The following is a 24,808-nucleotide window of genomic DNA, read 5'->3' on the forward strand; positions in this document are numbered from 1 at the left end:
CGGTTACAGCAGGACCCGGCGCATGTCGCCGAGCACCTTGGCCAGATCAGCGGTGAAGCGCGCGGCCAGCGCGCCGTCGATCACGCGGTGGTCGTAGCTCAGCGACAGCGGCAGCATCAGCCGCGGCTGGAACGCCTTGCCATCCCACACCGGCTGGATGGCCGACTTGGACACGCCCAGGATGGCCACCTCCGGCGCATTGACGATCGGCGTGAACGCCGTGCCGCCGATGCCGCCCAGCGAGGAGATCGAGAAGCAGCCGCCGGTCATGTCGGCCGGGCCGAGCTTGCCCTCGCGCGCCTTCTTGGCCAGCTCGCCGGTCTCGGTGGCGATGTCGTTGACGCCCTTCTTGTCCACGTCGCGGATCACCGGCACGACCAGCCCGTTGGGCGTGTCGGCGGCGAAGCCGATGTGGAAATACTTCTTCAGCGTCAGGTTCTCGCCGGTGGCATCGAGCGAGGCGTTGAAGGTCGGGTACTTCTTCAACAGCGCGGCGCTGGCCTTGATCAGGAAGGCCAGCATGGTCAGCTTGACGCCGGACTTGGACTTCTCCGCCTCCTTGTTGAGCGTCACGCGCAGGTCTTCCAGATCGGTGATGTCGGCCGAGTCGAACTGGGTGACGTGCGGGATCATGGCCCAGTTGCGCGCCAGGTTGGCGCCGGAGATCTTCTGGATGCGCGAGAGCGGCTTGACCTCGATCTCGCCGAACTTGGCGAAGTCCACCTTCGGCCAGGGCAGCAGGCTCAGGCCATTGCCGCCACCGGCGGCCACCGGCGCGGCGGCCGGGGCGCCAGCGCCGCCGCCGGACAGCGCCTGCTTGACGAAGCCCTGCACGTCCTCGCGGGTGATGCGTCCCTTGCGCGCACTGCCCTTGACCTGGTTCAGGTCCACGCCCAGCTCGCGGGCGAACAGGCGCACCGCCGGGCTGGCGTGCGGCACCTTGTCGGGCATCACGCGCGAGGCGTCGAAGCTGACCGGCGGGGTGCTGGTCGGCGGCGACGGCGGCTCTGCCTGGCCTGCGGTGGCGCCGGAGGCGGTGCGCGACTGCGCCTGGGCGATCTCGCGCTGGGTCAGCTTGTCCGGCGTCGAGCCGGCGGTGTCGACCGGCTCGACCGGCGCATCGGGCTCGGCCGGCTTGGCTGGCGACGGCGCCGCCTTGGGCGCCTCGGCCGGCTTGGCCTCGGCCTTGGGCGCGTCGCCCTCGCCGGCCGGCTCGATCAGGGCCACGACCGACCCCTCCGAGAGCGTGTCGCCGACCTTGACCTTGAGTTCCTTGACCACACCGCCGAAGGCGGCCGGAACTTCCAGGGTGGCCTTGTCCGACTCCAGGGTGATCAACCCCTGATCCTTCTGCACGGTGTCCCCGACGGACACCAGCACCTCGATCACGGGCACGTCGCTGTAGTCGCCGATATCGGGGACGCGCGCTTCCTGGGCTTGAGCCATCTTGGGGAACTCCGAAGGATTGGGTGGGACGGGCCGGGCATTGTACGTCTGCGATGCGTCGCGCCAACCTTGGCGGATGGTCGTAGCCGAAATTCTGTCAGGCCTTGACGAAATATCGTCCTATCCACCCAATTTCGCCCTGACCCGCGCCCAACACCGCCCGTTCACCCCGTGTTGAGAACAATGCCGTCCGACGTTTGCACGCTGAAGACGCCCCGCCGATCGCGCCACCCCATGGCCCCCACTGCCCCCAACCGTTTCCCCGCCCCGCCCGCGCTGGGCGACCACTGCGCGCTGTTCCTGGACGTGGATGGCACGCTGCTGGACTTCCAGGACGATCCCACCTCCGTTCGCCTGCCGGAGGGCGGCCTGGACACCATCACGCGCCTGGCCGCACAGTTGGACGGCGCGCTGGCGGTGGTCAGCGGCCGCCCCCTGAAGGCGCTGGACCTGGTGTTCGCGCCACTCACGCTGCCGGCGGCCGGCATGCACGGGCAGGAGCTGCGCGGCGCCCCGCAGGTCCCGCGCACCGTCCCGGCCGAAGCCCTGGCGGCGCTGCGCCGCGAGGCCACGGTGCTCTCGCACCGCTATCCGGGCGTGCTGGTGGAGGACAAGGGCAGCAACATCGCCCTGCACTGGCGCGCCGCGCCGCGCGCGGCCGAGCCGCTGCGCGACCTGGCCGCCCGGCACCTGCCGCAGCTGACCGGTTATCGCCTGCAGCCGGGCGACCATGTGCTGGAACTGGTGCCCAGCGATGTGGACAAGGGCCGCGCAGTGCGTAGGCTGCTCGAACAGCCACCGTTCGCCGGGCGCACCCCGGTCTTCGTCGGCGACGATCTGACCGACGAGTACGGTTTCGAGGCCGCCAACAGCGCCGGCGGCTGGAGCGTGCTGGTCGGCCGCCGCGCCAACAGCCATGCGATGTACGCGCTGCCCGATGTGGCCGCCGTGCATGCCTGGCTGCAGGCCAGCCTGCAGGACGCGTGACGGGCCTTCCGGATCGGACTTGATCGCAAGCCTGCAACACGCGCGTTTTCTCCTCCCACCTTCGCAACATCCCCACGGAGCCCGCATGCGACAACCCAACCTGGACATGGGCGTGATCGGCAATGGCAGCTTTGGCGCCTTGATCGACAAGCAGGGCCGCGTGGTCTGGAGCTGCATGCCCGCCTTCGACGGCGACCCGGCGTTCTGCGCGCTGCTGGGCCCCAAGGACCAGGTCGGCGGCGACTTCGCGGTGGAGCTGGAGGACCTGGCCTCCAGCGAGCAGCACTACCTGACCAATACCGCGATCCTGCGCACCGTGCTGCGCGATGCGCACGGCAACGCGCTGGAGATCATCGACTTCGCCCCGCGCTGGCGCGAGAACCAGCGCTTCTACCGGCCGGTCAGCATCATCCGCCAGATCCGCCCGCTCACCGGCAACCCGCGCATCCGCGTGCGCGCCCGGCCGCTGGCTGACTGGGGCGCGCGCAAGCCCGAGTCGACCTGGGGCAGCAACCACGTGCGCTGGCTGCTGCCCGAGTTCACCCTGCGCCTGACCACCGATGTGCCGGTGCGCTTCATCCGCGAGGAGACCGCCTTCGTCCTCAACCACCCGGTGCACCTGGTGCTGGGCGCGGACGAATCGCTGCGCCGCTCGCTGCCCGGCTACGTGCGCGAGGCGCAGGAGAACACCCATCACTACTGGGCCGAGTGGGTGCGCTATCTGTCCATCCCACTGGACTGGCAGGACGCGGTGATCCGCAGCGCCATCACGCTGAAGCTGTGCCAGTACGAGGACAGCGGCGGCATCATCGCGGCGATGACCACCTCCATCCCCGAGGCGCCGGACACGCCGCGCAACTGGGACTACCGCTATTGCTGGCTGCGCGATGCCGGCTTCGTGGTGCGCGCGCTCAACCGATTGGGCGCCACGCGCACGATGGAGCAGTTCCTCGGCTACATCTTCAACATCGCCACCCACGACGGCACGCTGCAGCCGATGTACGGCATCAACTTCGAAGTCGAGCTGCACGAGCACGAGGTGCCCAGCCTGGCCGGCTATCGCGGCATGGGCCCGGTGCGGCGCGGCAACCTGGCCTGGATCCAGAAGCAGCACGACGTGTATGGCTCGGTGGTGCTGGCCTCGACCCAGCTGTTCTTCGACCAGCGCCTGGTCGATCCGGGCGACCGGCACACCTTCGAGCGGCTCGAACCGCTGGGCGAGCGCGCCTTCGCCCTGTACGACGTGCCCGACGCGGGCCTGTGGGAATTCCGCGGCCGCGCCGAGGTGCATACCTACACCAGCGTGATGTGCTGGGCCGCCTGCGATCGCCTGGCCAAGATCGCCGAACGCCTGGAGCTGCCCGAACGCGCCGCGCACTGGCGCGCGCGCGCCGACACCATCCGCGCCACCACGCTGGAACGCGCCTGGCGCGAGGACCTGGGCTGGTTCAGCGCCTCGTTCGAGAGCGACTATCTGGACGCCTCGCTGCTGCTGCTGGCCGATGTGGGCTTCATCGCGGCCGACGATCCGAAGTTCGTCGGCACCGTCGAGGCCATCGGCCGCACGCTGAAGAAGGGCGACGCGCTGTTCCGCTATGTGGCGCCGGACGACTTCGGCGAGCCGGAGACCAGCTTCACCATCTGCACCTTCTGGTACATCGACGCGCTGGCGGCGATGGGCCGCAAGGACGAGGCGCGGGCGATGTTCGAGCGCATCCTGGCGCGCCGCAACCACGTCGGCCTGCTGTCGGAGGATCTGACCTTCGACGACGGCGAGGCCTGGGCAACTTCCCGCAGACCTATTCGCACGTGGGCCTGATCACCGCGGCCATGCGCCTGTCGCGCTCCTGGCAGGAGGCCTCATGAGCCGGCTGGTCGTCGTCTCCAACCGCGTCGCCCTGCCCGGCCAGCCGCAGACCGGCGGCCTGGCCACGGGCCTGCGCGCGGCACTGACCGAGCGCGGCGGCATGTGGTTCGGCTGGAGCGGCAAGGTCACGCGCGAGCCCAGCGGCAGGCTGCACGAGCAGCGCGAGGGCGACATCACCTTCGTCACCATGGACCTGGACCGTGCCGACCACGACGCGTACTACACCGGCTTCGCCAACGGTTCGCTGTGGCCGCTGCTGCACTTCCGCCTGGATCTGGTCGACTACGACCGCAGCAAGCGCGAGGGCTATGCGCGCGTCAACGCGCTGTTCGCCGACAAGCTGGCGCCGCTGCTGAAGGACAGCGACACGGTCTGGATCCACGACTACCACCTGATCCCGCTGGCCTCGCTGCTGCGCGAGCGCGGCGTGGGCTGCAGGATCGGCTTCTTCCTGCACACCCCGATGCCCTCGGCCGACCTGATCGTGGCCCTGCCCGATCACCAGCGCATCTTCAGCACGCTCTACGCCTACGACCTGATCGGCTTCCACACCCGGCGCGACGTGGAGCGCTACCAGGCCTATGTGCGCCTGTTCGCCGGCGGCAAGGTGCTCGGCCCGGACCTGATCGAGGCGCCGGACGGGCGTCGCGTGCGCACCGGCGACTTCCCGATCAGCATCGATACCGGGCTGATCGCCCAGCAGGCCCGCGCCGCGGCCAACAAGGCGCCGGTGCGCGCGCTGCGCGAGAGCCTGCGCGGGCGCGAGCTGGCCATCGGCGTGGACCGGCTGGACTACTCCAAGGGCCTGCCCGAGCGCTTCAACGGGTTCGAGCGTTACCTGCAGCGGCACAAGGCCCAGCGCGGCAGCCTGACCTTCCTGCAGATCGCGCCGGTCTCGCGCGGCGAGGTCGCCGAGTACCGCCTGCTGCGCGGCCAGCTCGAGCAGATCGCCGGCCACGTCAACGGCACCTATGCCGAGGCTGACTGGACCCCGATCCGCTACGTCAACCAGAATTACACCCACGCCACGCTGACCGGCTTCTACCGCATGGCCCGGGTCGGCCTGGTCACCCCGCTGCGCGACGGCATGAACCTGGTCGCCAAGGAATACGTGGCCGCCCAGGATCCCGAGGATCCCGGCGTGCTGGTGCTGTCGATCCTGGCCGGCGCGGCCGACGAACTGAGCCAGGCGCTGATCGTCAACCCGCACGACCTGGACGGCGTGGCCGACGCGATCGCCACGGCCGCGGCGATGCCCAAGGCCCAGCGCATCGAGCGCTGGCGGGCGATGTTCGCGCACCTGCAGAAACACGATATTTCCGAGTGGCGGCAGCGCTATCTGGAGGCGCTGGAGCAGGGGTGAGGGGCTTTGTGGGGCTGGGTCGGGCGTGGGCGTGGTGTTGCGGCGCTGTTGCTCAGGTCGGCGCGCCGGCTGTCTGACGGCAGGAAGGGGCGTCGGCGCTTCCGGCCTCAAGCGCTCCCGGTGATCTAAAGCCAGAAGCAAGAGCACCCCTCCTCAGCCCTCCCCTTCGCCTTCGGCGAAAGGGAGGGGGCGGACCTCCTGAACTGGGACTTCGGCGCTCGGTGCCGATTTCGCGGCCTGGCCGGTGCGCAGAACGCTCGCGACCACCCGCCCCCTCCCCTGCGCGCAGCGCAGGGGAGCTCGAAGTCGCGGCTAGCGACTGAGGGGGAGGGGTCGGGGCTTTCCCGATCAAGCACCAGCGGCGATGCATTCCTTGTCGTTCCCGCAGAGGCGGCCACCTATGCACCTCAAGCAAGAGCGCCAAAGTCCCTGGGTTCCCGCTTTCGCGGGAACGACGGTGTGATCGCAACGACAGTTCTAGCGGGCTATCCCAACGTCGGCGGTAGCCGCCAGCAGCCGTCGAGGCGACGATGAACGCGCCCGAGCTTGCGCAAATCGTTGCCAAAACCGTCACCCAGGCTGAACGCCGCCGTTCAAAACCACATCGTCCGCGCGTGAAGAAAACCGCCGCGATTTAACGTTTTTCTACACCACGCCTAGCGCTGCGCCTGCACGCGCATCCAACAAGATGAAGCGTTGCTGTGCAGGAGCCTGAACCACGCATGCCGTGCAGGGAATCGTTCATTTGGCCGCGCCTACGGTGTGCGCCGTCCCGCCAGTGAGCGGGCCCCACAAGACAAGAACGAAGAGGAAGTCCCCATGAAGTCGATCCGTTTGGTTGGCCTGGCCCTGGTGCCGCTGCTCGCCGCCCCGCCGGTCTTTGCGCAGGAAGCCGTCAACGATTCCACGCCGCATGGCGTGGCCACCAACAGCACCACCGGCGGCGACGCTGACGCAGCGTTCAAGCGCTGGGCCGTGGTCGGCAGCGCCACGATGCTGCAGCCGTCCTCGCGTCCGCTGAAGGGCACCACCCTCGACGTCGATGGCGCCACCGCCCCGACGCTGAGCGCCAGCTTCTACGCTACCCCCAACATCGCCGTCGAGCTGTGGGGCGCCGCGGGCAAGTTCAAGCATGACGTCACCGACGACCAGGGCAAGATCGGCAGCGTCGAGCAGATGCCGCTCGCGCTGAGCGCGCAGTACCACTTCGGCACTCCGGACAGGTGTTCCGTCCGTTCGTGGGCGTGGGCTACTACGAGTCCAACTTCAGCAACGAGAAGCTGGGTAGCGTCCCGGGCTCGCACGTGGGCATCGAAGACGCCAAGGGCGCTATCGGCACCGTCGGCGTGGACATGAACATCAACCCGACCTGGTTCGCCCGCTTCGACGCGCGTTACCTCGACGGTTCGCCGGATCTCACCGTCAATGGCAAGAGCAGCGGCGCGTCGCTGGATCTGAACCCGTGGACGGTCGGCTTCGGTATCGGCGCCCGCTTCTGATCCAAGGCGTCGGTGACATCGCGACCGACAAGGCGGCGGCCCTCAGGGGCCGCCGCTTTTTTTTTGGGTTTAGACAAGGTGTCGTGCCAGTAAACGCGCTTCGACAACCGGCCGCGCCCCTGCGGTCTGAAGCCCCACGACGAATCGATCAGGACTTCATTCGAAACGAAGCCTTGTACCCGACGTCCGACACTGCGGCCCGCCGGACCGCAGCGCCTCCGAAGCCAAGAAACCCTCACAGCCCGCAGTCCGTCGCTCGGGAGAAGAACCTCGATGTGCGCGAAGTCCCTGGTACTCACCGCGCCTTCGCGCAAGCGTGGTCAGCATCCTGCGGTAACGAACCATCTGGAGAACCCCATGCCCACCCTGCGCCTGCGCGTGACCGGCGATGACGCGTCCACCCTGCAGCTGACCGATGCGCTGGAGTCGATCGAAGGCATCGAGCACATCGAGGAGATCGAGGACCTGATGCCGCACGGCGACGACGACGACTCCAGCTCGGCCGGCCTGAGCGACGACATGGCAGGTAGCTACTCGGTGATCGAAGTCGAGGCGCCCAACGACGAGGGCGTGCGCCGCGTGCGCGAGGTCGCCGAACGCGTGGCCTTCGTCACCGGCGCGGTGATCGAGGTCCTCAACGAGGAAGACGAGCCGTACTGAATCCGGCCCTGACGGCGCCGCCGCGCTGCGCTACCCTTTGCGCCTTCATTTTTCGCGCCAGGTGCGCCATGCCCTCCTTCGACGTCGTCTCCGAGGTCAATTCCCACGAACTGACCAATGCGGTGGATCAGGCCAACCGCGAACTGTCCAACCGCTTCGACTTCAAGGGCGTGGACGCCAAGTTCGTGTTGGAAGACAACACGATCAACCAGTCGGCGCCGAGCGATTTCCAGCTCAAGCAGATGGAAGACATCCTGCGCGCGCGCCTGATCGCCCGCGGCATCGACGCGCGCTGCCTGGAGTTCGGCGAGGTGGAGACCAACCTGGCCGGCGCGCGCCAGAAGATCACCGTCAAGCAGGGCATCGAGCAGAAGCTGGCCAAGCAGATCGCGGCGAAGATCAAGGAATCCAAGATCAAGGTCGACACCCAGATCAACGGCGACAAGCTGCGCGTCAACGGCAAGAAGCGCGACGACCTGCAGGAGACCATCGCGCTGCTGAAGCAGCATGAGTTCGAGCAGCCGCTGCAGTTCGACAACTTCCGCGACTAGCCCGCCACGCATGTCCGACCAGCACGCTGCCCTGCACGACCCGCTCGCCGACACCCGCCGCTGGCTCGAGCGCGCGGTGATCGGTCTGAACCTGTGCCCGTTCGCCAAGGCCGTCTACGTCAAGCAGCAGGTGCGCATGGTGCTGAGTGACGCCACCACGCCCGAGGCGCTGCTGGAGCAGCTGATGGAAGAGCTGGTGCTGCTGCGGGAGACCCCGGCCGAGGTCATCGACACCACGCTGATCGTGCACCCGGACGTGCTGACCGACTTCCTGGACTACAACGACTTCCTCGACAACGCCGACATGGCCGTTGAGCAGCTGGACCTGCAGGGGATCCTGCAGGTGGCCAGCTTCCACCCGGATTACCAGTTCGCCGGCGCCGCGCCGGACGATGTGTCCAACTACACCAACCGCTCCCCCTGGCCGACGCTGCACCTGCTGCGCGAGGACAGCGTCGAGCGCGCCGTGGCGGCCTTTCCCGATCCGGACGTGATCGTGGAGCGCAACATCGCCACCCTCGACGAACTCGGCGTGGAAGGCTGGCGGCGCCTGCTGGACGACTGAGCGCATCGCGGAACGCACACGCCCCGCAGATGCGGGGGCGAGGACACTGTGGCGCCATCGCCACCGGAACACCGCCATGTCGCTGACACCGCCGATCACGCCCTGGAACCCCGCGCCGCTGGCCGGCCGCGTCGTGATGATCTCCGGTGGTGCGCAAGGCATCGGGCGCGGGATCGCGCAGGCCGTGCTGGGCGCCGGCGGGCGCGTGGCGATCGGCGACCTGGATGCCGACGCGGGCAAGGCCTGCCTGGCCGAATGGACACGCGGGGAGGACGCCTTCTTCAAGCGCCTGGACGTGGCGAGCGAGCACAGTGTGGCCGCCTTCGTCGCCGCGGCCCTGAAGCGCTTCGGCCGCCTGGACGGGCTGGTCAATAACGCCGGCCCGCCCGATCCGCACGTGCCGCCGCTGGACACGCTGGACCTGGCGCAATGGAATCGGCGCCTGGCCAGCCTGCACGGCGCCTTCCTGTGCAGCCGGCATGCGCTGCCGGCGCTGCGCGCCCACGGCGAGGGCGCCATCGTCAACATCGCCTCGACTCGCGCGCACCAATCCGAGCCGCACAGCGAGGCCTATGCCGCCGCCAAGGGCGGGCTGGTCGCCTTCACCCATGCGTTGGCCCTGAGCGAAGGCCCGCGCGTGCGGGTCAACGCGATCAGCCCCGGCTGGATCGCCACCGAGGCCTGGCGCGGCCCCTCACGCCGACGCACGCCCAAGCTTTCCAAGGCCGATCACGCCCAGCACCCGGCCGGGCGCGTCGGCACGCCGGAAGACATCGGCGCGCTGGCCGTGCAGTTGCTTGCGCCGACGCTGTCCGGCTTCGTCACCGGACAGGAGTTCATCGTCGACGGTGGGATGACGTGCAAGATGCAGTACGCCTGAAGTGGCGCGCCGCCTGCGTCAGGCGGCGGCTTCCAGTTCGGCGATCCGCGCTTCCACGGCTGCGATCTCTTCCTGCAGCTGCGCCAGGCGCGTGCGCAGCTGCGGCAGCTCCAGGGCCTCGACCGGCTTGGCCGCGGACTTGGGACGCTTCTTGGCGTCGCGCACGCGCTTGGCGGCCTCCTTGAGCTCCTGCGCGCCGCCCTGCGCGGCAGCCTGCTGCTCCTGCGCCGGCAAGGTGGCGACCACGGCGGCGGCGTTGATCGACAGCTCGCCCGCGCGTACCGCGGCGATGACTTCGGGGGTGGCCTGCTTCTGGATCTTTTCGATCGCCGCGACCTGGCGGTTGCTGAGCTTGGCGGCGCGGGCCAGTTCCTCGCGCGTGGGCAGCATCGCCGAGGTCACCACCGGCGCGGCGGAGGCCGGCGCGCTGGTGTCCCACGGCGGAGCCCCGGCATCGCCTTCGCCGGCGGGCTCCGGCGCCGCCGGCGCGGGCGCGGGCGCGGCCTGGCGCGAGCGTTCGAGCAGGATGTCGCGCCGGCGCAGCGCCAGCACGCCGCGCTGGAAATCCGACACGCTGCGCCGGCCCAGGTGCTGGTCGATCATCCACAGATGCACGTCTTCCATCGAGGTAAAGCGTGTGTTCTGCACGGTGTTGAACGGCAGCCCGTGCTTCTGGCAGATGCCGTAGCGGTTGTGGCCATCGACCAGCACCTCGCCCCACAGCACCAGCGCGTCGCGGCAGCCTTCGGCCAGCAGGCTCTGCTCCAGCGCGGCGTACTCGTCGGGCGTGAGCGGATCGATGTAGGCCTTGAGGTCTTCTCTGACGACGATGTTCATGGACTGCCGGGTGTGCGAGGGGGCGGCATTGTAGGCAGCCGCAGCGCGCACGTCGCCCTTGCATTTGCGCGCGCCCTGGCGTGCGTCCTCGCGGGTGGCGTCAGCCGTCGGCCAGGCGCGCTTCCAGCAGGCGTTGGGCGTCGGTGAGCGAGGCCACGATGCGATGGCCGCGCGCGCGCAAGGCCTCGTCCGGCATCACCAGATCGGGCACCTGGATCACCGTCATGCCCGCGGCCAGCGCGGCGGTGACGCCGGCCGGCGAATCCTCCAGCGCCAGGCAGCGCGCGGGATCGGCGCCCAGGCGCTGTGCGGCGAGCAGGTAGATGTCCGGGGCCGGCTTGGGCCGGCTCACGTCGTTGCCGGCGGTGACCGCATCGAAGTAGTCCAGCAGCCCCGCGTTCTCCAGCTTGCGCGGCGCCAGCGGCCGCCGTGTGGAGGTCGCCACGCCACGCGGAATGCCCTGCTGCTGCAGCCATTGCAGCAGCGCCACGATGCCGGGCCGCAGTGGAACCCCAGCTTCGACTTCCTCGTGGTACAGCACATGACAGCGCGCCAGCAGCGCTTCGATCTGGGCGTCGTCCAGGCGCTCGCGCAGGATCGCCTCGCAGGCGGCGGTGCTGTGCCCGACCATGCGCAGCCAGTAGTCGTCCTCGATCTCGAAGCCCGCCTCGCACGCCGCGCGGCTCCAGCAGCGCAGCGAGGCGCGCTCGCTGTCGAGCATCAGTCCATCCATGTCGAAGATCACCGCCTCGGGCAGGAAGGACAGTGCGGCGACGTCGGCCTTCATGCCTTGGCTCCGGCGAACAGGGTGTTGAGGTCGGCCGCGTCCAGCGCGCGCCACTGGCCCTCGGGCAGATCGCCCAGCGCCAGCCCGCCGATGCGGCTGCGGTGCAGCGTCTCGACGTGGTTGCCGACCGCGGCGAACATGCGCCGCACCTGGTGGTAGCGGCCTTCGTGCAGGGTCAGGCGCACCTGGCGCGGGGCGATGACGTCCAATTCGGCCGGCAGCAGCGGCTTGGGGTCGGATTCCAGCAGCAGCGTGCCGCTGGCGAAGGTCTGCGCCTCATCGCCGCGCAGATCCCGCGCCAGCGTGGCCTCGTAGACCTTCGGCAGCTGCGCCTTGGGCGAGATGATCCGGTGCAGCAGGCCGCCGTCGTCGGTGAGCAGCAACAGGCCGCTGGTCTGGCGGTCCAGGCGCCCGACCGTGGACAGCACCGGATCGCGCTGGCGCCAGCGCGTGGGCAACAGGTCGTAGACCAGGCGCCCGGCGTCCTTGGTCGAACAGGTGTAGCCGACCGGCTTGTGCAGCAGCACGCACAGGCCCGGCGCGGGATCGAGCGGCTCCCCGTCGATGCGGATCGCGTCGTGGTCGACCGGATCGTCGGTGTAGAGCACCTCGCCGGCCGCATCGGTGATGCGACCCTCGCGGAACAGGGCCTGCACCTGCTTGCGGCTGCCGTAGCCGAGGTTGGCGATATGGCGCACGATCTTCATGCGCGCGCCCCGGTGGCGGCGATGACCTTGAAGCCCGCGCTCTCGGCGGCCACGCGCACTTGTTCGAAGCGCGCCTCCAGCACGGCTTCGTAAGGCAGATGCCGGTTGGCGACCAGCCAGAGCTGGCCGTCGCGGTTCAGCGAGGACGCCGCGACCTCGATGAAGCGCCGGCCGATGTCCGGCCGCTCGCCGCGCGCCAGCGCATGGAACGGCGGATTGCTGACGATGACGTCGTACTTCTTCGGCAGGCCGGCGGCCACGTCGTGCCAGTGGAAGCCCAGGGCCACGCGCTGGGCGTGCGACATCAGGTTCTGCTCGGCCAGCGCCAGTGCGCGCTGCTCGGCCTCGAACAGATCCAGCGCGGCGATGCCTGCGCAGCGCGTCAGCAGCGCATCGGCAAGGAAGCCCCAGCCGGCCCCAAGATCGGCCGCGCTGCCGCGCAGGTTGGCCGGCAGCGCATCGGCCAGCAGCTGCGAGGCCGGATCGATCCGGTCCCAGGCGAACACGCCTGGGCGGCTGCGGAACCGCCCGCCGAGAATCGGCCGGATCCGGTCCAGCTGCTGCCATTCGGCCAGCAGTGCCGCATCGTGCGCGCCATCCAGCGGCGGACTCCAGAACACGCGGCAATGGTGCTTGGCCAGCGCCCCACCCAGTCCAGTCAAACGCGCCAGATCCTTCTCCACGGACTTGGCGCCCTCGTCGTTGGCCACGCTCGCCACCACCCGCCCGCCGGGCGCGCAGCGCAGCACCGCCTGCGCCAGCAGCGCGCGCGTCTCTTCCTTCTGCCGCGGGGGCAGGAGCAGGACCAGCGGTGCCGATGCGACGGGCGCGTCTTCGGCCTCGACCTCGAACCCGTCGCGTTGCAGCGCGTCGAACACCGGCTTGAAGGTCTGCGTACACCGCAGCGCCAGCCCAAGGCCGCGCAAGGCCGCGCCGGGGCGCGCGCGCAGGAAGAGGGTCTGGCCGGCTTGGCCGGCGAGGCGGTTCGCGCTCAGGGCATGCGCGAGGGCCTCGAGAGGAAGATCAGGGGTCGCCAAGGCGGATCAGGCGGGAGTTCGACGGGGCGCCATTTTAGATCGAATACGCCAGTCGGGACGGAAAGCAGGCCGTTGGAACTACCGCCGTCCCACCTTGGCGACTTGGCCTAACCGTTCATTGCGCTCGGCCGAGGCTGAGGCCCGGCCGCAGTCAGCCTCTCATCTCACAACCAGAAGCGTCCGGGCCTCTCATGGAGGCGAAGGACCTAATACGAACCGATCAAAGGCAGCAGAGATCCAGGGATCAATCCACCGCTGGGGAAGCGGCCTACTTACGGGCGCTGTTCAACATCTCATCGAGCGAAAGCTTGCCGTCGCCGTTCGCATCCAGTTCCTTGAAGCGGCTTTCCGCGTCCAGCTTGTATTCCTCGAGAGACACGCGGCCATCGCCATCCCGATCCTTCACCTTGATCGCGTTGTCGACCACCAGCATCATCGAAGGAGGAAGCTTGCCCTTTCCTTCGGGCACGCCGTCCATCCGCTTCCTGAGATCTTCGAATATTTCCTGTTTGTCCTGGAAGCCATCACCGTTCGAGTCGACCCTTGCGAAACTCGAAAGAATGAACTTGGTGTTCTCTGCCGCATCGATGTAGCCGTCCCCGTTCAGATCGGCTGCTTTGAACCGCTGAGTTCGGTCATCGGCGAGCGCTGGCAGTGCAACCAGCACGGAAAGGACGAGTAAGCCTTCCGCAAGTCCTTTTGTTTTCATCTGTCACTCCTTCAGGGAAACTTGGATCTTGTCATGCTCACATCAGTGCGCATGGTCAATGTCGGGTAGGCGTTTCAGTGCCATCGCCCGACCCCTTCCAAGTACCGCTGTCCCTGGCGATAGGACAGACCGCGAGATACTCACCGAAAGACACGGTGTCATCGTTCGTCCACGTCTTCCCGTAGGGATTTGGAATGTCACAGAGAGGATTGAGCGCAAACTGACCGACGTAGGAAGGCACGGGCCACCAACAGCGATCCGCGTTTTTAATTCCGTAACGACAAAACACAAACGGATCGTTAGACCGATAGGTCAGCACCTGAGATGCAGAGCTGAACGAAACAGCCAGCAAGCCAATCAGGGAAATCCAACGTTTCATAAGCACTCCTTGCCTGACGATTACCGTCTAAAAGCCGCCTACGTCCGGGCGGACCTTACCAAGGCTGAGATGACGCAGCAACCTTTAAAGCTACCGGCTCCTGACCTTCCGATCCCCCAGCAGCGCGCTGATCACGATGCTGGCACCGAGCACGGCGCCGATGAAGAACAGGATCAGGGCGATGGTGGGATAGCCGAACAGCGTGCTGGCAGTGGGAATGCGCATCATCAGCGCCGAGGCCAGGATCAGCGCGGCGGTGACCACGCCGGCGGCCACGCGGTTGGCGATCTTCTGCAGGCTCTCCATCAGGTGCGATTCCTCCAGCCCGGAGATGCGCACCTGCATCTTGTTCTCCGAAAGCAGGCCCAGGATGTCCGACACGCGGCGCGGGCCTTCGCGGGCCAGCGTCTGCAGGTCCATCAGCTCGCTGGCCATGTTGGGCGAGGAGAACGACTGGCGCAGGCGGGCGCGCATGACGTGCTGCAGATGGCCTTCGACCACGGCCTTGGCATCCAGCTCGGGCGACAGCGCGCGGCACACCGTGTCCAGGTTCAGCAGGGCCTTGCCCAGCATCGACAGCTCCGGCGGCGTGCGCAGGCCGCAGGCCATCGCGATACGCACCAGGTCCAGCACCACGCGGCCTTCGGAGCTGGTGGCGCTGTGCGCGGAGTAGCGGCTGATCAGCTGGCCGATCTCGCGGTTGAAGCGCTCGCCGTCGAAGTCCTCCAGCTGCGTGCCCAGGGCCAGCATCTCGCGCGCGACCTGCTCACCGCGCCCGTCGACCGCGGCGAACAGCAGCTTGAGCAGGGTCTCGCGCTGGCCTGGCGGCACGTTGGCGACCATGCCCAGGTCGAAGATCGCCAGCCGGTTGTCCGGGGTGACGCGCAGGTTGCCCGGATGCGGGTCGGCGTGGATCTCGCCGTAGACGAAGATCTGGTCGATGTAGCCGCGCAGCAGCGCCGCCGACAGCGGCAGCATCGAATGCTCGGTGCGGCGCAGGGGCGAGATCTGGTCCACGCGCACGCCCTGCACCAGTTCCATGGTCAGCACGCGGCGGCGGGTCAGGTCCCACACCGGGCGCGGCACCAGCAGCTCCGGGTGATCCTTCAGGTGGGTGGCGAAGCGCTCCAGGTTCTCCGCTTCGGCCACATAGTCCAGCTCGGCCACCAGGGTGCGGCCGAACTCCTCCAGCCAGTCGGAGAAGCGCAGGTTGCGACCGACCTTGGTCAGCCGGTCGGCCGCGCCGGCGATCGAGCGCAGCATCGACAGGTCCGACAGCAGGCGCTGGGCCACGCCGGGCTTCTGCACCTTCACCGCCACCACCGTGCCGTCGCGCAGCACGGCGCGGTGCACCTGCGCCAGTGAGGCAGTGCCCAGCGGCTCGGGATCGAAGTCCTCGAAGATCTTGCTCAGGCGCACGCCCAGCTCGGCCTCCAGCGCCAGGCGGATCTGCTCGGCCGGCACCGGCGAGACGTCCTCCTGCATGCGCTCCAGCGCCACTGCATAGGCCGGCGGCACGATGTCCGGGCGCGTGGACAGCATCTGGCCCAGCTTGATGAAGGTCGGGCCCAGCGCCTCGAGGTCGCGGCTGAACTCGTCCGGCGTGCCGTCGTCGACGGTGGCGGCCTGCAGCAGCGAGTCCTGCGAGAAGCCGGAGAACACACCGGACCGGCGGTACCGGAACAGGAACTTCATGATCTGCTTGCGCCGCTCCATCGCGCCCTCGCTGTGCGGGGCGGCGGACGGATCGCCGGGAGCGGACGCGGATGGTTCGGTCATGCGGGCCAGGCCTTGAGACAGGTCCGCGATTGTGTGAAGACGGCAGTCGGTGCAGGGTGAACGGGCGGCGGCGCCGCGCTGCGGGAGCATCACCTCGCAGCCTGCCTGTAGAGCGGAGCTTGTGGCAATCCCCTCTTGGGGACTCCGCTGCTCTTGGTTCGGCTGGTGGGAAGGCCCCAGCGGAGCAAGCTCCGCTCTACGGGGGAGCGGCCCTACCCCTGCAGCTCGCGCAGCGTCACCGACGGCGGGGCGTCGAGCACCTTGCGCGTGGCGATCAGGCCGGCGATCAGCGCGGCCAGCATGCCCAGTGCGCCGCCGACCACGGCCAGCGTCCAGTTCGGCTGCCACGGCAGGTCGAACACCCGCACCGCGACCACTCCGGACAGCACCGAGGCGGCGATGGCCGCCACCAGGCCGGAGAGCAGGCCGATGGCGGCGAACTCGGAGGCCTGCGCGGCGCGCAGCTGGCGCCGGCTGCCGCCGAGCACGCGCATCACCCCGCCCTCGAGCAGGCGCTCGTCCTGGCTGGCGCTGACCGCGGCCATCAGCACCAGCAGGCCGGCGGCCAGCGAGAACCAGAACACCACCTGCACCACCGTGCTGACCTGGTCGGCGGTGCTGCGCACCTGGGTCAGCACCTGGTCGATGTCGATCACCGACAGGTTGGGGAAGGCCTGCACCAGCTGCGCGGTGAAGCGCGGATGGTCGGGCGGCACGCGCACGGCGGTGATGTGGCTGGCCGCGTAGTCCTGCAGCACGCCGGGCGAGACCAGCACGAAAAAGTTGGGCTTGAAACTCTCCCAGTCCACCTTGCGCAGGCTGGTGATCCTGCCTTCCAGTGTCTGACCGGCGATATCGAAGCTGACCGTGTCGCCGAGCTTCCAGCCCAGCTGCTCGGCGAAGCCCTCCTCGACCGACAGCTCGGTGCCCGACGTCGGCGCCGCGCCCCAGAACCGGCCGGCGGTCACCTTGTTGTCCTCGCGCAGCGTGGCCGCGGTGGAGAGATTGAACTCGCGTTCGGCGCGGCGCCGCGCCTCCTCGTCGGCGTAGCGGGCGCCGCTGGTCGCCTCGCCGTTATGGGTCACCAGGCGGCCGCGCACCATCGGGAACAGCGTCGGCGCGCCCAGGCCCTGGCGGGCGATGAACTCGGACACCGATGGCACCTGGTCGTCCTGCACGTTGATGATGAAGCGGTTGGGCGCATCGGCCTGCAGCGCCACCTGCCAGCGGTTGAGCAGGTCGGTGCGCACGAAGGTCAGCAGCAGCAGGGCCATCAGCCCCAGGCCCAGGGCGGCGATCTGCGCGATGCTGGTGCCGGCGCGGCGGCTGACATTGGCCAGTCCGTAGCGCAGTGCGCCGCGCAGGCGGCGACGCAGGCGACGCACGGCCAGGATCAGCAGCAGCGCCAGCCCGGCCAGCACCGCCAGCGTGGCGGCGATGCCGGCCAGCATGGCCAGGCCCAGCGTGGCCGAGCCGGCCTGCCACCACAGCAGCGCGCCCAGGCCGATCAGGCCGGCCAGCCCGACCAGCCAGGCACTGGGTTCGGTCGGGTCCAGGTCGCGACGCAGCACGCGCAGCGCCGGCACCCGGCGCAGCGCCAGCACCGGCGGCGCGCCGAAGGCCAGCAGCACGACCAGGCCGACGCCGTAGCCGCGCAGCACCGGCAGCCAGCCCGCCGGCGGGATCGCCACCTTCAAGGCCTGCGCCAGCCAGCCGCCGATCGCCCACTGCAGGGCGAAGGCGATGGCCACGCCGACGGTGCAGGCGATCAGCCCCAGCAGGACCAGCTCGCCCACGTGGATGCCGACCAGCCGCGACTGCTGCGCGCCCAGGCAGCGCATGACCGCCACACCGGACAGGTGCCGCTCGCTGTGCCGGCGCGCGGCCATGGCCACGGCCACGGCCGCCAGGATCACCGAGACCAGCGCGGCCAGGCCGAGGAAGCGGCTGGCGCGATCCAGCGCCGAGCGCACTTCCGGGCGCGCGTCCTGGATGGTCTCCAGGCGCTGGCCGCGTCCCAGCGCCTCACGCGCGGTCGCGGTGAAGCGCTCCACCGCGCCGGCATCACCGGCCACCACCAGCCGGTAGCCGATGCGGCTGCCCAGCTGCACCAGCCCGGTAGCGGGCAGGTCGTCGGCATTGAGGAAGACCTTGGGCGCGACGTTGAAGTAATCCAGCGCGGCATCGGGCTCCTGGGTCACCAGCGCGACCAGCGTCAGCGTCGCATCGCCCAGGCTGACGCGATCGCCGAGCTTCGCACCCAGCGTGTCGGCGCCGGCGCGGGTCATCCACAGCGTGCCGCGCGCGGGGATGCCGCGGGCCGCGTGTTCGCCGGGCATGGCCGCATCGACCAGGGTGAAGCTGCCGCGCAGCGGAAAGCCCGCGCCCAGCGCGCGCAGGTCGCCCAGCCGCAGCTGCGCATCCTCGCCCTGCCCGACGCGGATCATGGTGTTGAGCTCGGTGGTCTGCGCGCTGCGCAGGCCGCTGGCCTTGGCCGCCTCCAGGATCGTGCCGCCGATGGGCGCATCGCCGCGCACCACCACATCGCCGCCGAGCAGGCGGTTGGCCTCGATCGCCAGCGCACGCCCGGCGCGGTCGGTGACGAAGCCCACCGAACTCACCGCCACCACCGCCAGCACCAGCGCGGCCAGCAGGATGCGGATCTCGCCCGCGGCCAGGTCGCGCCGCAGCTGGCGCCAGGCCAGGCGCAAGGTGTTCATGCGCCGGCCACCAGCACGCCGTTGTCCAGGCGCAGCACGCGCGTGCAGCGCGCGGCCAGCGCCTCATCGTGGGTGACCAGCACCAGCGTGGTGCCGGCCTGGGCGTTGAGCGCGAACAGCAGTTCCTCGATGGCATGACCGGTGCGCTGGTCCAGGTTGCCGGTGGGCTCGTCGGCGAACAGCAGCGCCGGCCGGGTCACGAAGGCGCGCGCCAGCGCCACGCGCTGCTGCTCGCCGCCGGACAGCTGGCGCGGGTAGTGGCCCAGGCGCCCGGACAGGCCGACCTCGTCCAGGATGCGTTCGGCCGGGGCCTGCGGATCGGCATCGCCGCGCAGCTCCAGCGGCAGCATCACGTTCTCCAGCGCGGTCAGCGAGGGCAGCAGCTGGAAGTTCTGGAACACGAAGCCCACCTTCTCCCCGCGCACCTTCGCCCGCCCGTCCTCGTCCAGCGCCGAGAGCACCGCCCCGTCGAGCGTGACCGTGCCGCTGCTGGGCACGTCCAGCCCGGCCAGCAGCGAGAGCAGCGTGCTCTTGCCCGAGCCCGAGGCGCCGACGATGGCCACCGTATCGCCAGGAGCGATCTCGAAGGACACAGCGTCGAGGATGGTCAGCGTGCTGCCGGGTAGTCGAACCTGCTTGCCCAGCGCCTGGACCTGCAGCACCGGCATGCGCCGGGAAGTGAGGGAGGTGTCAGCGTGCGGCAAGGCGGCGTCGGCCATGATGAGAAAGTCTTCGGGAACGGGAAAGATGACGATGCCTTCAGCTTATGCGGCCATCGCGCGCGCCATGCAATGGGCGCTGGCGCTGTGCGTGCTGACATTCATGCCACCTGCGTTGGCCCAAACGCCTGCCGGCGGCAAGACCGTGCTGGTGATGGGCGACTCGCTCTCGGCCGGCTACGGCCTGGGCCCGCGCGAGGGTTGGGTGCCGCTGACCGCGGTCAAGCTCAGCCGCGAGGCGCCCGGCTGGACGCTGGTCAACGCCAGCGTCAGCGGCGAGACCAGCGCCGGCGGCGCGGCGCGCATCGGCGCCCAGCTGCAGCGGGTCAAGCCGGCAGTGGTGGTGATCGAACTGGGCGCCAACGACGGCCTGCGCGGCCTGCCGCTGGCGCAGACCAAGGCCAATCTGGACAAGATGATCCGGGCCTCGCAGGGCGCCGGGGCCAAGGTGCTGGTGCTGGGCATGCGCATGCCGCCCAACCTGGGCCGCGACTACACGCAGGGGTTCGCCGACACGTTCAGTGCGCTGGCTAAACAACATAAGACGGCCTTCGTGCCGTTCTTCCTCGAGCCCATCGCCAGCGATCGGGCCAACTTCCAGCCCGACAACCTGCACCCCACCGCGGCCGCGCAGCCGGCGATCCGCGACCACGTCTGGCCGGCGCTGGCGCCGCTGCTGAAGTAAGGTTCGCCCGTGCCGGACCCCGGCACGGGGCTGCGTCGCTGCAGCGCCCCTGGGACCGTCTTCGCATTTCTCCAATGCCCGCTTCATGCCTGGGAAACATCGCCCCACCCATGATCGGACCGACTTCCCCAGCGGAGCGTTCCCATGTTGCGTGCCCTGTTTGTCGGTGGCGTCGTGGACAACAGCGAAATGGATCTGGATGGCCCACAGCCGCCGGTCCACTACCCCGAGAACGGCCATACCGGCCATCCCCGCTACCGCCTGCACCTGGTCGGCAAGCACGCCCCGGACGACGCGGTGGTCTACGCGGTTTACGGCGCGCCTGACCTGCCCAGCGAGGAAGTCCAGCGGGTCGCCGAGGAGCGCGGCTACGCGCGGCGCTTCGAGGCCTCGCCCCAGCCGGTCGAGTAAGCCCGCGATCCGGGCGCCCCCCCTGCCCGCCCGGATTCGTTAGGGCCGGCGCGATTCAGGAGGTGCCCAGCGGCACGACCTTGCGCACCTGGTCCAGCCACACGTATTGCGCATGCGCGGGGTGGTCGATGTCGTCCAGGCGCAGCAGCGCGTTATTGCCCTCGTTGCCGTCATAGTCGCGGAACAGCTGCACGGTGGGCCGCACGGTCACGGTGCCGCGTAGCTCGCGCCCGTCATCCAGGGTCAGGACGACCCTGGCTTCGGAGGGGAGTTCGGTGATCAGAGTTTCCAGACGTGCGATTTCGATCGGATCGGTGTGCACGCGATCGGCGAGCTGGCTCATGCGCGGGGTCTTGTCGAGGGAAAGACCGCGATGCTGGCGAACGGCCCCGTAACGGCGCGTCGAGGCCAGCGGTCGGCACGCATCGGACTTTTCCTACACGGCGACGGGGCGCCGCCCGAGTGTGGACAACTCCGTCACGGATCACGCTGGCCTCCGGCATCCCCCGGTGCCATGAGGTGACCCCATGCAGCGTCTCCTGCTCACCGTCGCCGCGCGCGAACAGGGCTGGCAGCTCTACGAAGGCGACCAAGGCCGCCAGTTCTTCGAGGATCGCGAGGAGGCGCTGCACACCGCCGCGCTGATCGCCGCCGCCCTGCACCAGCGCCACGGCATCCGCAGTGGGGTGGTGATGGACATGGCCGGCTGCGAGGCGGTGCTGGTGTCGCGGCACGGGTAGGGACGGCGGGTTCGTCGTCCCCGCGACGTCGGAGGTGCGGTGGTGTTGCCGGGCTCCAATGCGAAAGCCGCTGGATTCCCGCCTGCGCGGGAATGACGGTAGTGGGTGGGCGGCGGCCTTTGACGTTGCTCGAAGTAGCGACCCACGAAGCCGGTCGCCGTCTTGGTCGAGACGCCTCATCGCACGAAGGCGGTTGCTCGATGCGAGCGCCGCGGCGCCTCCCTCGCCCAGCGCTTGATGCAGAAGGCGCCGGCGCTACCCCACGATCCCCGACAGCTGCCGCAGGGCCTGCTCGAAGGTGTCCACCGGCTGGCCACCCTGCAGCAGGTGCTGCTGGTTGAACACCAGCGAGGGCACCGCGCTGATGCCGGCCTGGCGCCAGTGCGCCTCGTCCTGGCGCACGGCCTGGGCGTAGCGGTCGCTGCCCAGCACCGCGCGCGCCTCGTCGACTGGCAGTCCGGCCTGCGCGACGATCTCGGCGAGCACCGCGTGATCGGACACGTCCAGGCCTTCGGTGAAGTACGCCGTCAGCAGCGCCTGCTTGAGCCGCAGCTGCGCCTGGGCGTCGTCCCGTTCTCCGGCCCAGTGCAGCAGCCGGTGCGCATCGAAGGTGTTGAAGCTGCGCGTGCGCTTGTCCAGGTCGAAGACGAAGCCCAGCTCGGCCCCGCGCGCACGGATCGCCTCGCTGTTGGCCCTGTACTGCTCGGCGCTCATGCCGTACTTGCGCATCAGCCGCTGCTGCAGGTCCTCGCCGCCGGGCGCCAGATCCGGGTCCAGTTCGAACGGCTGGAAATGCAGGTCCAGCTGCAGCCCCTCGATGCGCTCGGCGGCGGTCAGCAGCGAGGCCAGGCCGATGGCGCACCACGGGCAGACCACGTCGGAAACGAAATCCACGCGCACCGGGCGGCCGATGCTGTCGGGAACCGCGCTCATGCCCTTCTCCTGTGCAAAGTCAGATGCGCATTGCAGCGCGCCGCGGCGCGCGCCTCAACGGCGCCGGTGGGACGGACCGTCGCCTCAGCCCTTGGGCAGGGATTGCCTGATCTTGCCGATGTCCGCCCAGGGATCGGCCTTGAGGCGCGCGGCGCGCTGCAGCGCCTTGTCCAGGGTGAACTGGCCCGGCGAGGTGATCCGGCCCAGATCCTCCCAACGCAGCGGCACGGCCACCGTGGCGTGCTCGCGGGCGCGCAGCGACCAGCTGCACACGCTGGTGTTGCCGCGCCCGTTGCGCAGCCAGTCGATGAAGATCCGCCCCTCGCGCTTGGCCTTGCTCATCGTGGCGATGTACAGCGTCGGACGGTGCTGGGCCATCGCATTGGCAAAGGCCTCGCAGAAGGCCTTGGCCGTGTCCCAGTCCGGCCCCGGCGTGATCGGCACCACCACGTGCAGCCCCTTGCCGCCGGACAGGCGCACGAAGCTCTCCAGCCCGGCCTGGCGCAGGTTCTCGCGCACCTCGCGCGCGGCGTCCTTGGTCGTCGCCCAGGACACGCCCGGCCCGGGATCGAGGTCGAACACCAGCCGGTCCGGCCGCTCCGGCGCGGCCACGGTCGAGCCCCAGGGATGCAGCTCCAGCGTGTTCATCTGCACCAGCGCCAGCACGCCCTCCACGTCCTCGACGTAGAGGTAGTCCTCCTTGCCGCTCTTCTGCCGCAGCGGGATCGCGTGCACGCCCGGGCCGAGCGCGGCGGCGTGATGCTTCTGGAAGAAGCACTGCCCGCCGGCGCCATCCGGGCAGCGCAGCAGGGACAGCGGCCGGCCCGCCAGTTCGGGCAGCAGCAGCGGTGCGATGCGCCGGTAGTAGTCGGCGACCTGGCCCTTGGTGATGCCGTCGGCCGGGTACACGACACGCTCGGGATGGGTGATCGTCACCGCCTGCTCCGGCGCGGCGGCGTCCTGCTTGATGTCCACCATCGACTTGTCCTCGCGCAGTCGCAGGAAGGCGGCCTGGCGCAGCAGGCCCTCCTTGCCCCAGCCGCGATAGGCCACCTCGGCCACCAGCTGCGGCCTGACCCAGTGCACGGAGCGCGCGTTGAACGGCACGTGCGCCGGCAGCGCCACGGCGGCCTTGTCGGTGTGCAGGGGCTTGAGGGTCTTCAGCAGCGCGGTCAGCGTCGCGTCGTCGAAGCCGGTGCCGACGCGGCCCACGTACTGCAGCGCCCCGTCCTTCAGACGCGCCAGCAGCAGCGAGCCGAAGCCGGTGCGCGCACCCTTGGGCGGGGTGTAGCCGACGATGGCGAACTCGTCGGACTGCTCGTGCTTGGTCTTGATCCAGGTGCCGCTGCGCTGACCCACATACGGTGCATCGGCACGCTTGCTGACGATGCCTTCCAGCCCGGCCTTGCCGCTGGCGGCGAAGACCTCCTGGCCATGGCCAACCACATGCTCGCTGTAGGCGATCAGGCCGGGCTTGGGGCCGATCAGCGTCTTGAGCAGCGCCTTGCGCTCGGCCAGCGGCGCGCGGCTGATGTCGACGCCGGCCACGCCGGGCAGGTCGAACACCAGATAGCGCAGCGGCGCCTTGGAGGTGCCCTCGATGCTGCGCTGCAGGGCGGTGAAATCGCTGCGGCCCTGTTCGTCGATCACCACCAGCTCGCCATCCAGGCGCGCGTCGTCCACCGGCAGCGCGCGCACGGCCTCGACCACCTCGGGAAAGGTGGCGTTCCAATCCGAGGCCGTTGCGCGAGCGCAGCCGCACCTGGCCATCGACCAGGTCGGCCAGCAGCCGGTAGCCGTCCCACTTGATCTCGTGCAGCCAGTCCTCGCCGGCCGGCGGCTGCGCGCGCAGCGTGCACAGCTGCGCGGCGAAGCCGGCCGGATACGGCGCGTCGCGCGCGCCTTCCAGGGCCAGCGCGCGCCGGCGCACATCGGCGCCGCGCTTGCTCGCGGCACGCGGCGCGGCCTTGCCGGGTCGCGCCGCCTTGGCACGCGCCTTCGATCGCGCCGGAGCATCGGGCTTGGACACGGCCGCATCCACCAGGTCGTCGGCTTCCGCATCGGCGGCGAACGCGTCGTCGCGCTTGATCAGCAGCCATTGCTTCTGCCGGCCTTTCATCTGCGTACGCACCAGCTTCCAGGCGCCGCCGAGCTTGTCGCCGCTGAGCACGAAGTCCAGCTTGCCCGCCGCGATCGCCGCCAGCGGGTCGCCCTCGCAGGCCCAGTGCCCGTGGTCGAACACGTCCACGTGACCGGCGCCGTAGTGGCCCTTGGGGATATCGCCCTCGAAGGTCGCGTAGTCCAGCGGATGGTCTTCCACCTCCACCGCCAGGCGCTTCTCGCCCGGGCGCAGCGAGGGGCCCTTGGGCACGGCCCAACTCTTGAGCACGCCGTCGGCCTCCAGACGGAAGTCGTAATGGCGCGAGGAGGCGTGATGCAGCTGCACCACGAAGATCGGCCGATGGCGCGCGACCTTGCCGTCGCCGCGCGGCTCGGGCGTCTGGTCGAAGCGGCGCTTGCGCGCGTACTCGTGCAGCGACATGTCAG

The 24,808-nt window shown here is 69.5% G+C and carries 20 protein-coding genes and 3 pseudogenes; 11 read left to right on the plus strand and 12 right to left on the minus strand.

Going from position 1 to position 24,808, the window contains the following annotated elements:
• Window positions 1-3: 3 nt before the first annotated feature.
• Window positions 4-1,446 carry a dihydrolipoyllysine-residue acetyltransferase gene (aceF, locus tag ACFJIT_RS14145; RefSeq protein ID WP_379653975.1) on the minus strand — a complete coding sequence of 481 codons (1,443 nt, stop codon included), beginning with the start codon at window positions 1,444-1,446 and terminating at the stop codon, window positions 4-6.
• Window positions 1,447-1,680: 234 nt separating this feature from the next.
• On the opposite strand from aceF, the gene otsB reads away from it, so the two are divergent.
• From otsB to ACFJIT_RS14185, 8 genes and pseudogenes are all read left to right on the plus strand, one after another.
• The gene (gene otsB / locus ACFJIT_RS14150) at window positions 1,681-2,433 is read left to right on the plus strand and encodes a trehalose-phosphatase (RefSeq protein ID WP_379653976.1); all 753 of its coding nucleotides are present in this window, start codon (window positions 1,681-1,683) and stop codon (window positions 2,431-2,433) included.
• 85 nt (window positions 2,434-2,518) lie between these two features.
• Window positions 2,519-4,299: pseudogene (locus tag ACFJIT_RS14155) on the plus strand (glycoside hydrolase family 15 protein).
• On the plus strand, window positions 4,296-5,663 hold the full coding sequence (otsA, locus tag ACFJIT_RS14160; RefSeq protein ID WP_379653977.1) for an alpha,alpha-trehalose-phosphate synthase (UDP-forming): 1,368 nt from the start codon (window positions 4,296-4,298) through the stop codon (window positions 5,661-5,663). Before ACFJIT_RS14155 ends, otsA begins: the two are co-directional and overlap by 4 nt.
• Window positions 5,664-6,482: 819 nt before the next feature.
• Window positions 6,483-7,162: pseudogene (locus ACFJIT_RS14165) on the plus strand (OmpW family protein).
• A gap of 357 nt (window positions 7,163-7,519) precedes the next feature.
• Complete coding sequence (locus ACFJIT_RS14170) at window positions 7,520-7,822, plus strand: hypothetical protein (RefSeq protein ID WP_130515096.1); 303 nt, start codon at window positions 7,520-7,522, stop codon at window positions 7,820-7,822.
• Window positions 7,823-7,890: 68 nt separating this feature from the next.
• Complete coding sequence (locus tag ACFJIT_RS14175) at window positions 7,891-8,373, plus strand: YajQ family cyclic di-GMP-binding protein (RefSeq protein ID WP_340649231.1); 483 nt, start codon at window positions 7,891-7,893, stop codon at window positions 8,371-8,373.
• A 10-nt stretch (window positions 8,374-8,383) separates the two neighbouring features.
• Window positions 8,384-8,938 (plus strand): DUF1415 domain-containing protein, encoded by a 555-nt coding sequence (locus tag ACFJIT_RS14180; RefSeq protein ID WP_379653978.1) that lies wholly within the window; start codon window positions 8,384-8,386, stop codon window positions 8,936-8,938.
• A 76-nt stretch (window positions 8,939-9,014) separates the two neighbouring features.
• A complete protein-coding gene (locus ACFJIT_RS14185; protein ID WP_379653979.1) occupies window positions 9,015-9,818 on the plus strand; it encodes an SDR family oxidoreductase in 804 nt (267 codons plus the stop codon).
• 18 nt (window positions 9,819-9,836) lie between these two features.
• Here ACFJIT_RS14185 and ACFJIT_RS14190 read toward each other — a convergent pair whose 3' ends face one another.
• The 8 genes from ACFJIT_RS14190 to ACFJIT_RS14225 all read right to left on the minus strand — a co-directional run bounded on the left by ACFJIT_RS14190 (window position 9,837) and on the right by ACFJIT_RS14225 (window position 19,492).
• Complete coding sequence (locus ACFJIT_RS14190) at window positions 9,837-10,655, minus strand: plasmid replication/partition related protein (protein ID WP_379653980.1); 819 nt, start codon at window positions 10,653-10,655, stop codon at window positions 9,837-9,839.
• 100 nt (window positions 10,656-10,755) lie between these two features.
• Window positions 10,756-11,442, minus strand: coding sequence for an HAD family hydrolase (locus tag ACFJIT_RS14195; RefSeq protein ID WP_379653981.1), 687 nt, complete (start codon window positions 11,440-11,442; stop codon window positions 10,756-10,758).
• A complete protein-coding gene (locus tag ACFJIT_RS14200) occupies window positions 11,439-12,149 on the minus strand; it encodes a pseudouridine synthase (RefSeq protein WP_379653982.1) in 711 nt (236 codons plus the stop codon). The genes ACFJIT_RS14195 and ACFJIT_RS14200 overlap by 4 nt, the downstream gene beginning before the upstream one ends.
• Window positions 12,146-13,186 carry a class I SAM-dependent methyltransferase gene (locus ACFJIT_RS14205; RefSeq protein ID WP_379653983.1) on the minus strand — a complete coding sequence of 347 codons (1,041 nt, stop codon included), beginning with the start codon at window positions 13,184-13,186 and terminating at the stop codon, window positions 12,146-12,148. The genes ACFJIT_RS14200 and ACFJIT_RS14205 overlap by 4 nt, the downstream gene beginning before the upstream one ends.
• A gap of 268 nt (window positions 13,187-13,454) precedes the next feature.
• Window positions 13,455-13,895 carry an EF-hand domain-containing protein gene (locus ACFJIT_RS14210; protein ID WP_379653984.1) on the minus strand — a complete coding sequence of 147 codons (441 nt, stop codon included), beginning with the start codon at window positions 13,893-13,895 and terminating at the stop codon, window positions 13,455-13,457.
• Window positions 13,896-14,364: 469 nt separating this feature from the next.
• Window positions 14,365-16,053 carry an AarF/ABC1/UbiB kinase family protein gene (locus tag ACFJIT_RS14215; RefSeq protein ID WP_130530443.1) on the minus strand — a complete coding sequence of 563 codons (1,689 nt, stop codon included), beginning with the start codon at window positions 16,051-16,053 and terminating at the stop codon, window positions 14,365-14,367.
• Window positions 16,054-16,265: 212 nt separating this feature from the next.
• Window positions 16,266-18,773: an ABC transporter permease gene (locus ACFJIT_RS14220; RefSeq protein WP_379653985.1), complete on the minus strand. Its 2,508-nt coding sequence runs from the start codon at window positions 18,771-18,773 to the stop codon at window positions 16,266-16,268.
• Window positions 18,770-19,492 (minus strand): ABC transporter ATP-binding protein, encoded by a 723-nt coding sequence (locus tag ACFJIT_RS14225; protein WP_130523811.1) that lies wholly within the window; start codon window positions 19,490-19,492, stop codon window positions 18,770-18,772. The genes ACFJIT_RS14220 and ACFJIT_RS14225 overlap by 4 nt, the downstream gene beginning before the upstream one ends.
• 28 nt (window positions 19,493-19,520) lie before the next feature.
• On the opposite strand from ACFJIT_RS14225, the gene ACFJIT_RS14230 reads away from it, so the two are divergent.
• Both ACFJIT_RS14230 and ACFJIT_RS14235 read left to right on the plus strand, forming a co-directional pair.
• A complete protein-coding gene (locus ACFJIT_RS14230; RefSeq protein WP_379653986.1) occupies window positions 19,521-20,177 on the plus strand; it encodes an arylesterase in 657 nt (218 codons plus the stop codon).
• Between the two features lie 147 nt (window positions 20,178-20,324).
• Complete coding sequence (locus ACFJIT_RS14235; protein ID WP_165394625.1) at window positions 20,325-20,588, plus strand: hypothetical protein; 264 nt, start codon at window positions 20,325-20,327, stop codon at window positions 20,586-20,588.
• Window positions 20,589-20,643: 55 nt separating this feature from the next.
• Here ACFJIT_RS14235 and ACFJIT_RS14240 read toward each other — a convergent pair whose 3' ends face one another.
• Window positions 20,644-20,931: a DUF3247 family protein gene (locus ACFJIT_RS14240; protein WP_130515065.1), complete on the minus strand. Its 288-nt coding sequence runs from the start codon at window positions 20,929-20,931 to the stop codon at window positions 20,644-20,646.
• 184 nt (window positions 20,932-21,115) lie between these two features.
• Between ACFJIT_RS14240 and ACFJIT_RS14245 the strand changes: the two genes are divergently transcribed.
• Window positions 21,116-21,328, plus strand: a complete 213-nt coding sequence (locus tag ACFJIT_RS14245; RefSeq protein WP_340649242.1) for a hypothetical protein — start codon at window positions 21,116-21,118, stop codon at window positions 21,326-21,328.
• A 255-nt stretch (window positions 21,329-21,583) separates the two neighbouring features.
• Here the strand turns inward: ACFJIT_RS14245 and ACFJIT_RS14250 are convergent, their stop codons facing one another.
• On the minus strand, window positions 21,584-22,261 hold the full coding sequence (locus tag ACFJIT_RS14250; protein WP_379653987.1) for a DsbA family oxidoreductase: 678 nt from the start codon (window positions 22,259-22,261) through the stop codon (window positions 21,584-21,586).
• An 84-nt stretch (window positions 22,262-22,345) separates the two neighbouring features.
• Window positions 22,346-24,803, minus strand: a pseudogene (gene ligD / locus ACFJIT_RS14255) (DNA ligase D).
• Between the last annotated feature and the right edge of the window lie 5 nt (window positions 24,804-24,808).

Origin of the sequence: Pseudoxanthomonas sp. UC19_8 (assembly GCF_042700505.1) — a bacterium.
GTDB classification, from domain to species: Bacteria; Pseudomonadota; Gammaproteobacteria; order Xanthomonadales; family Xanthomonadaceae; genus Pseudoxanthomonas_A; species Pseudoxanthomonas_A winnipegensis.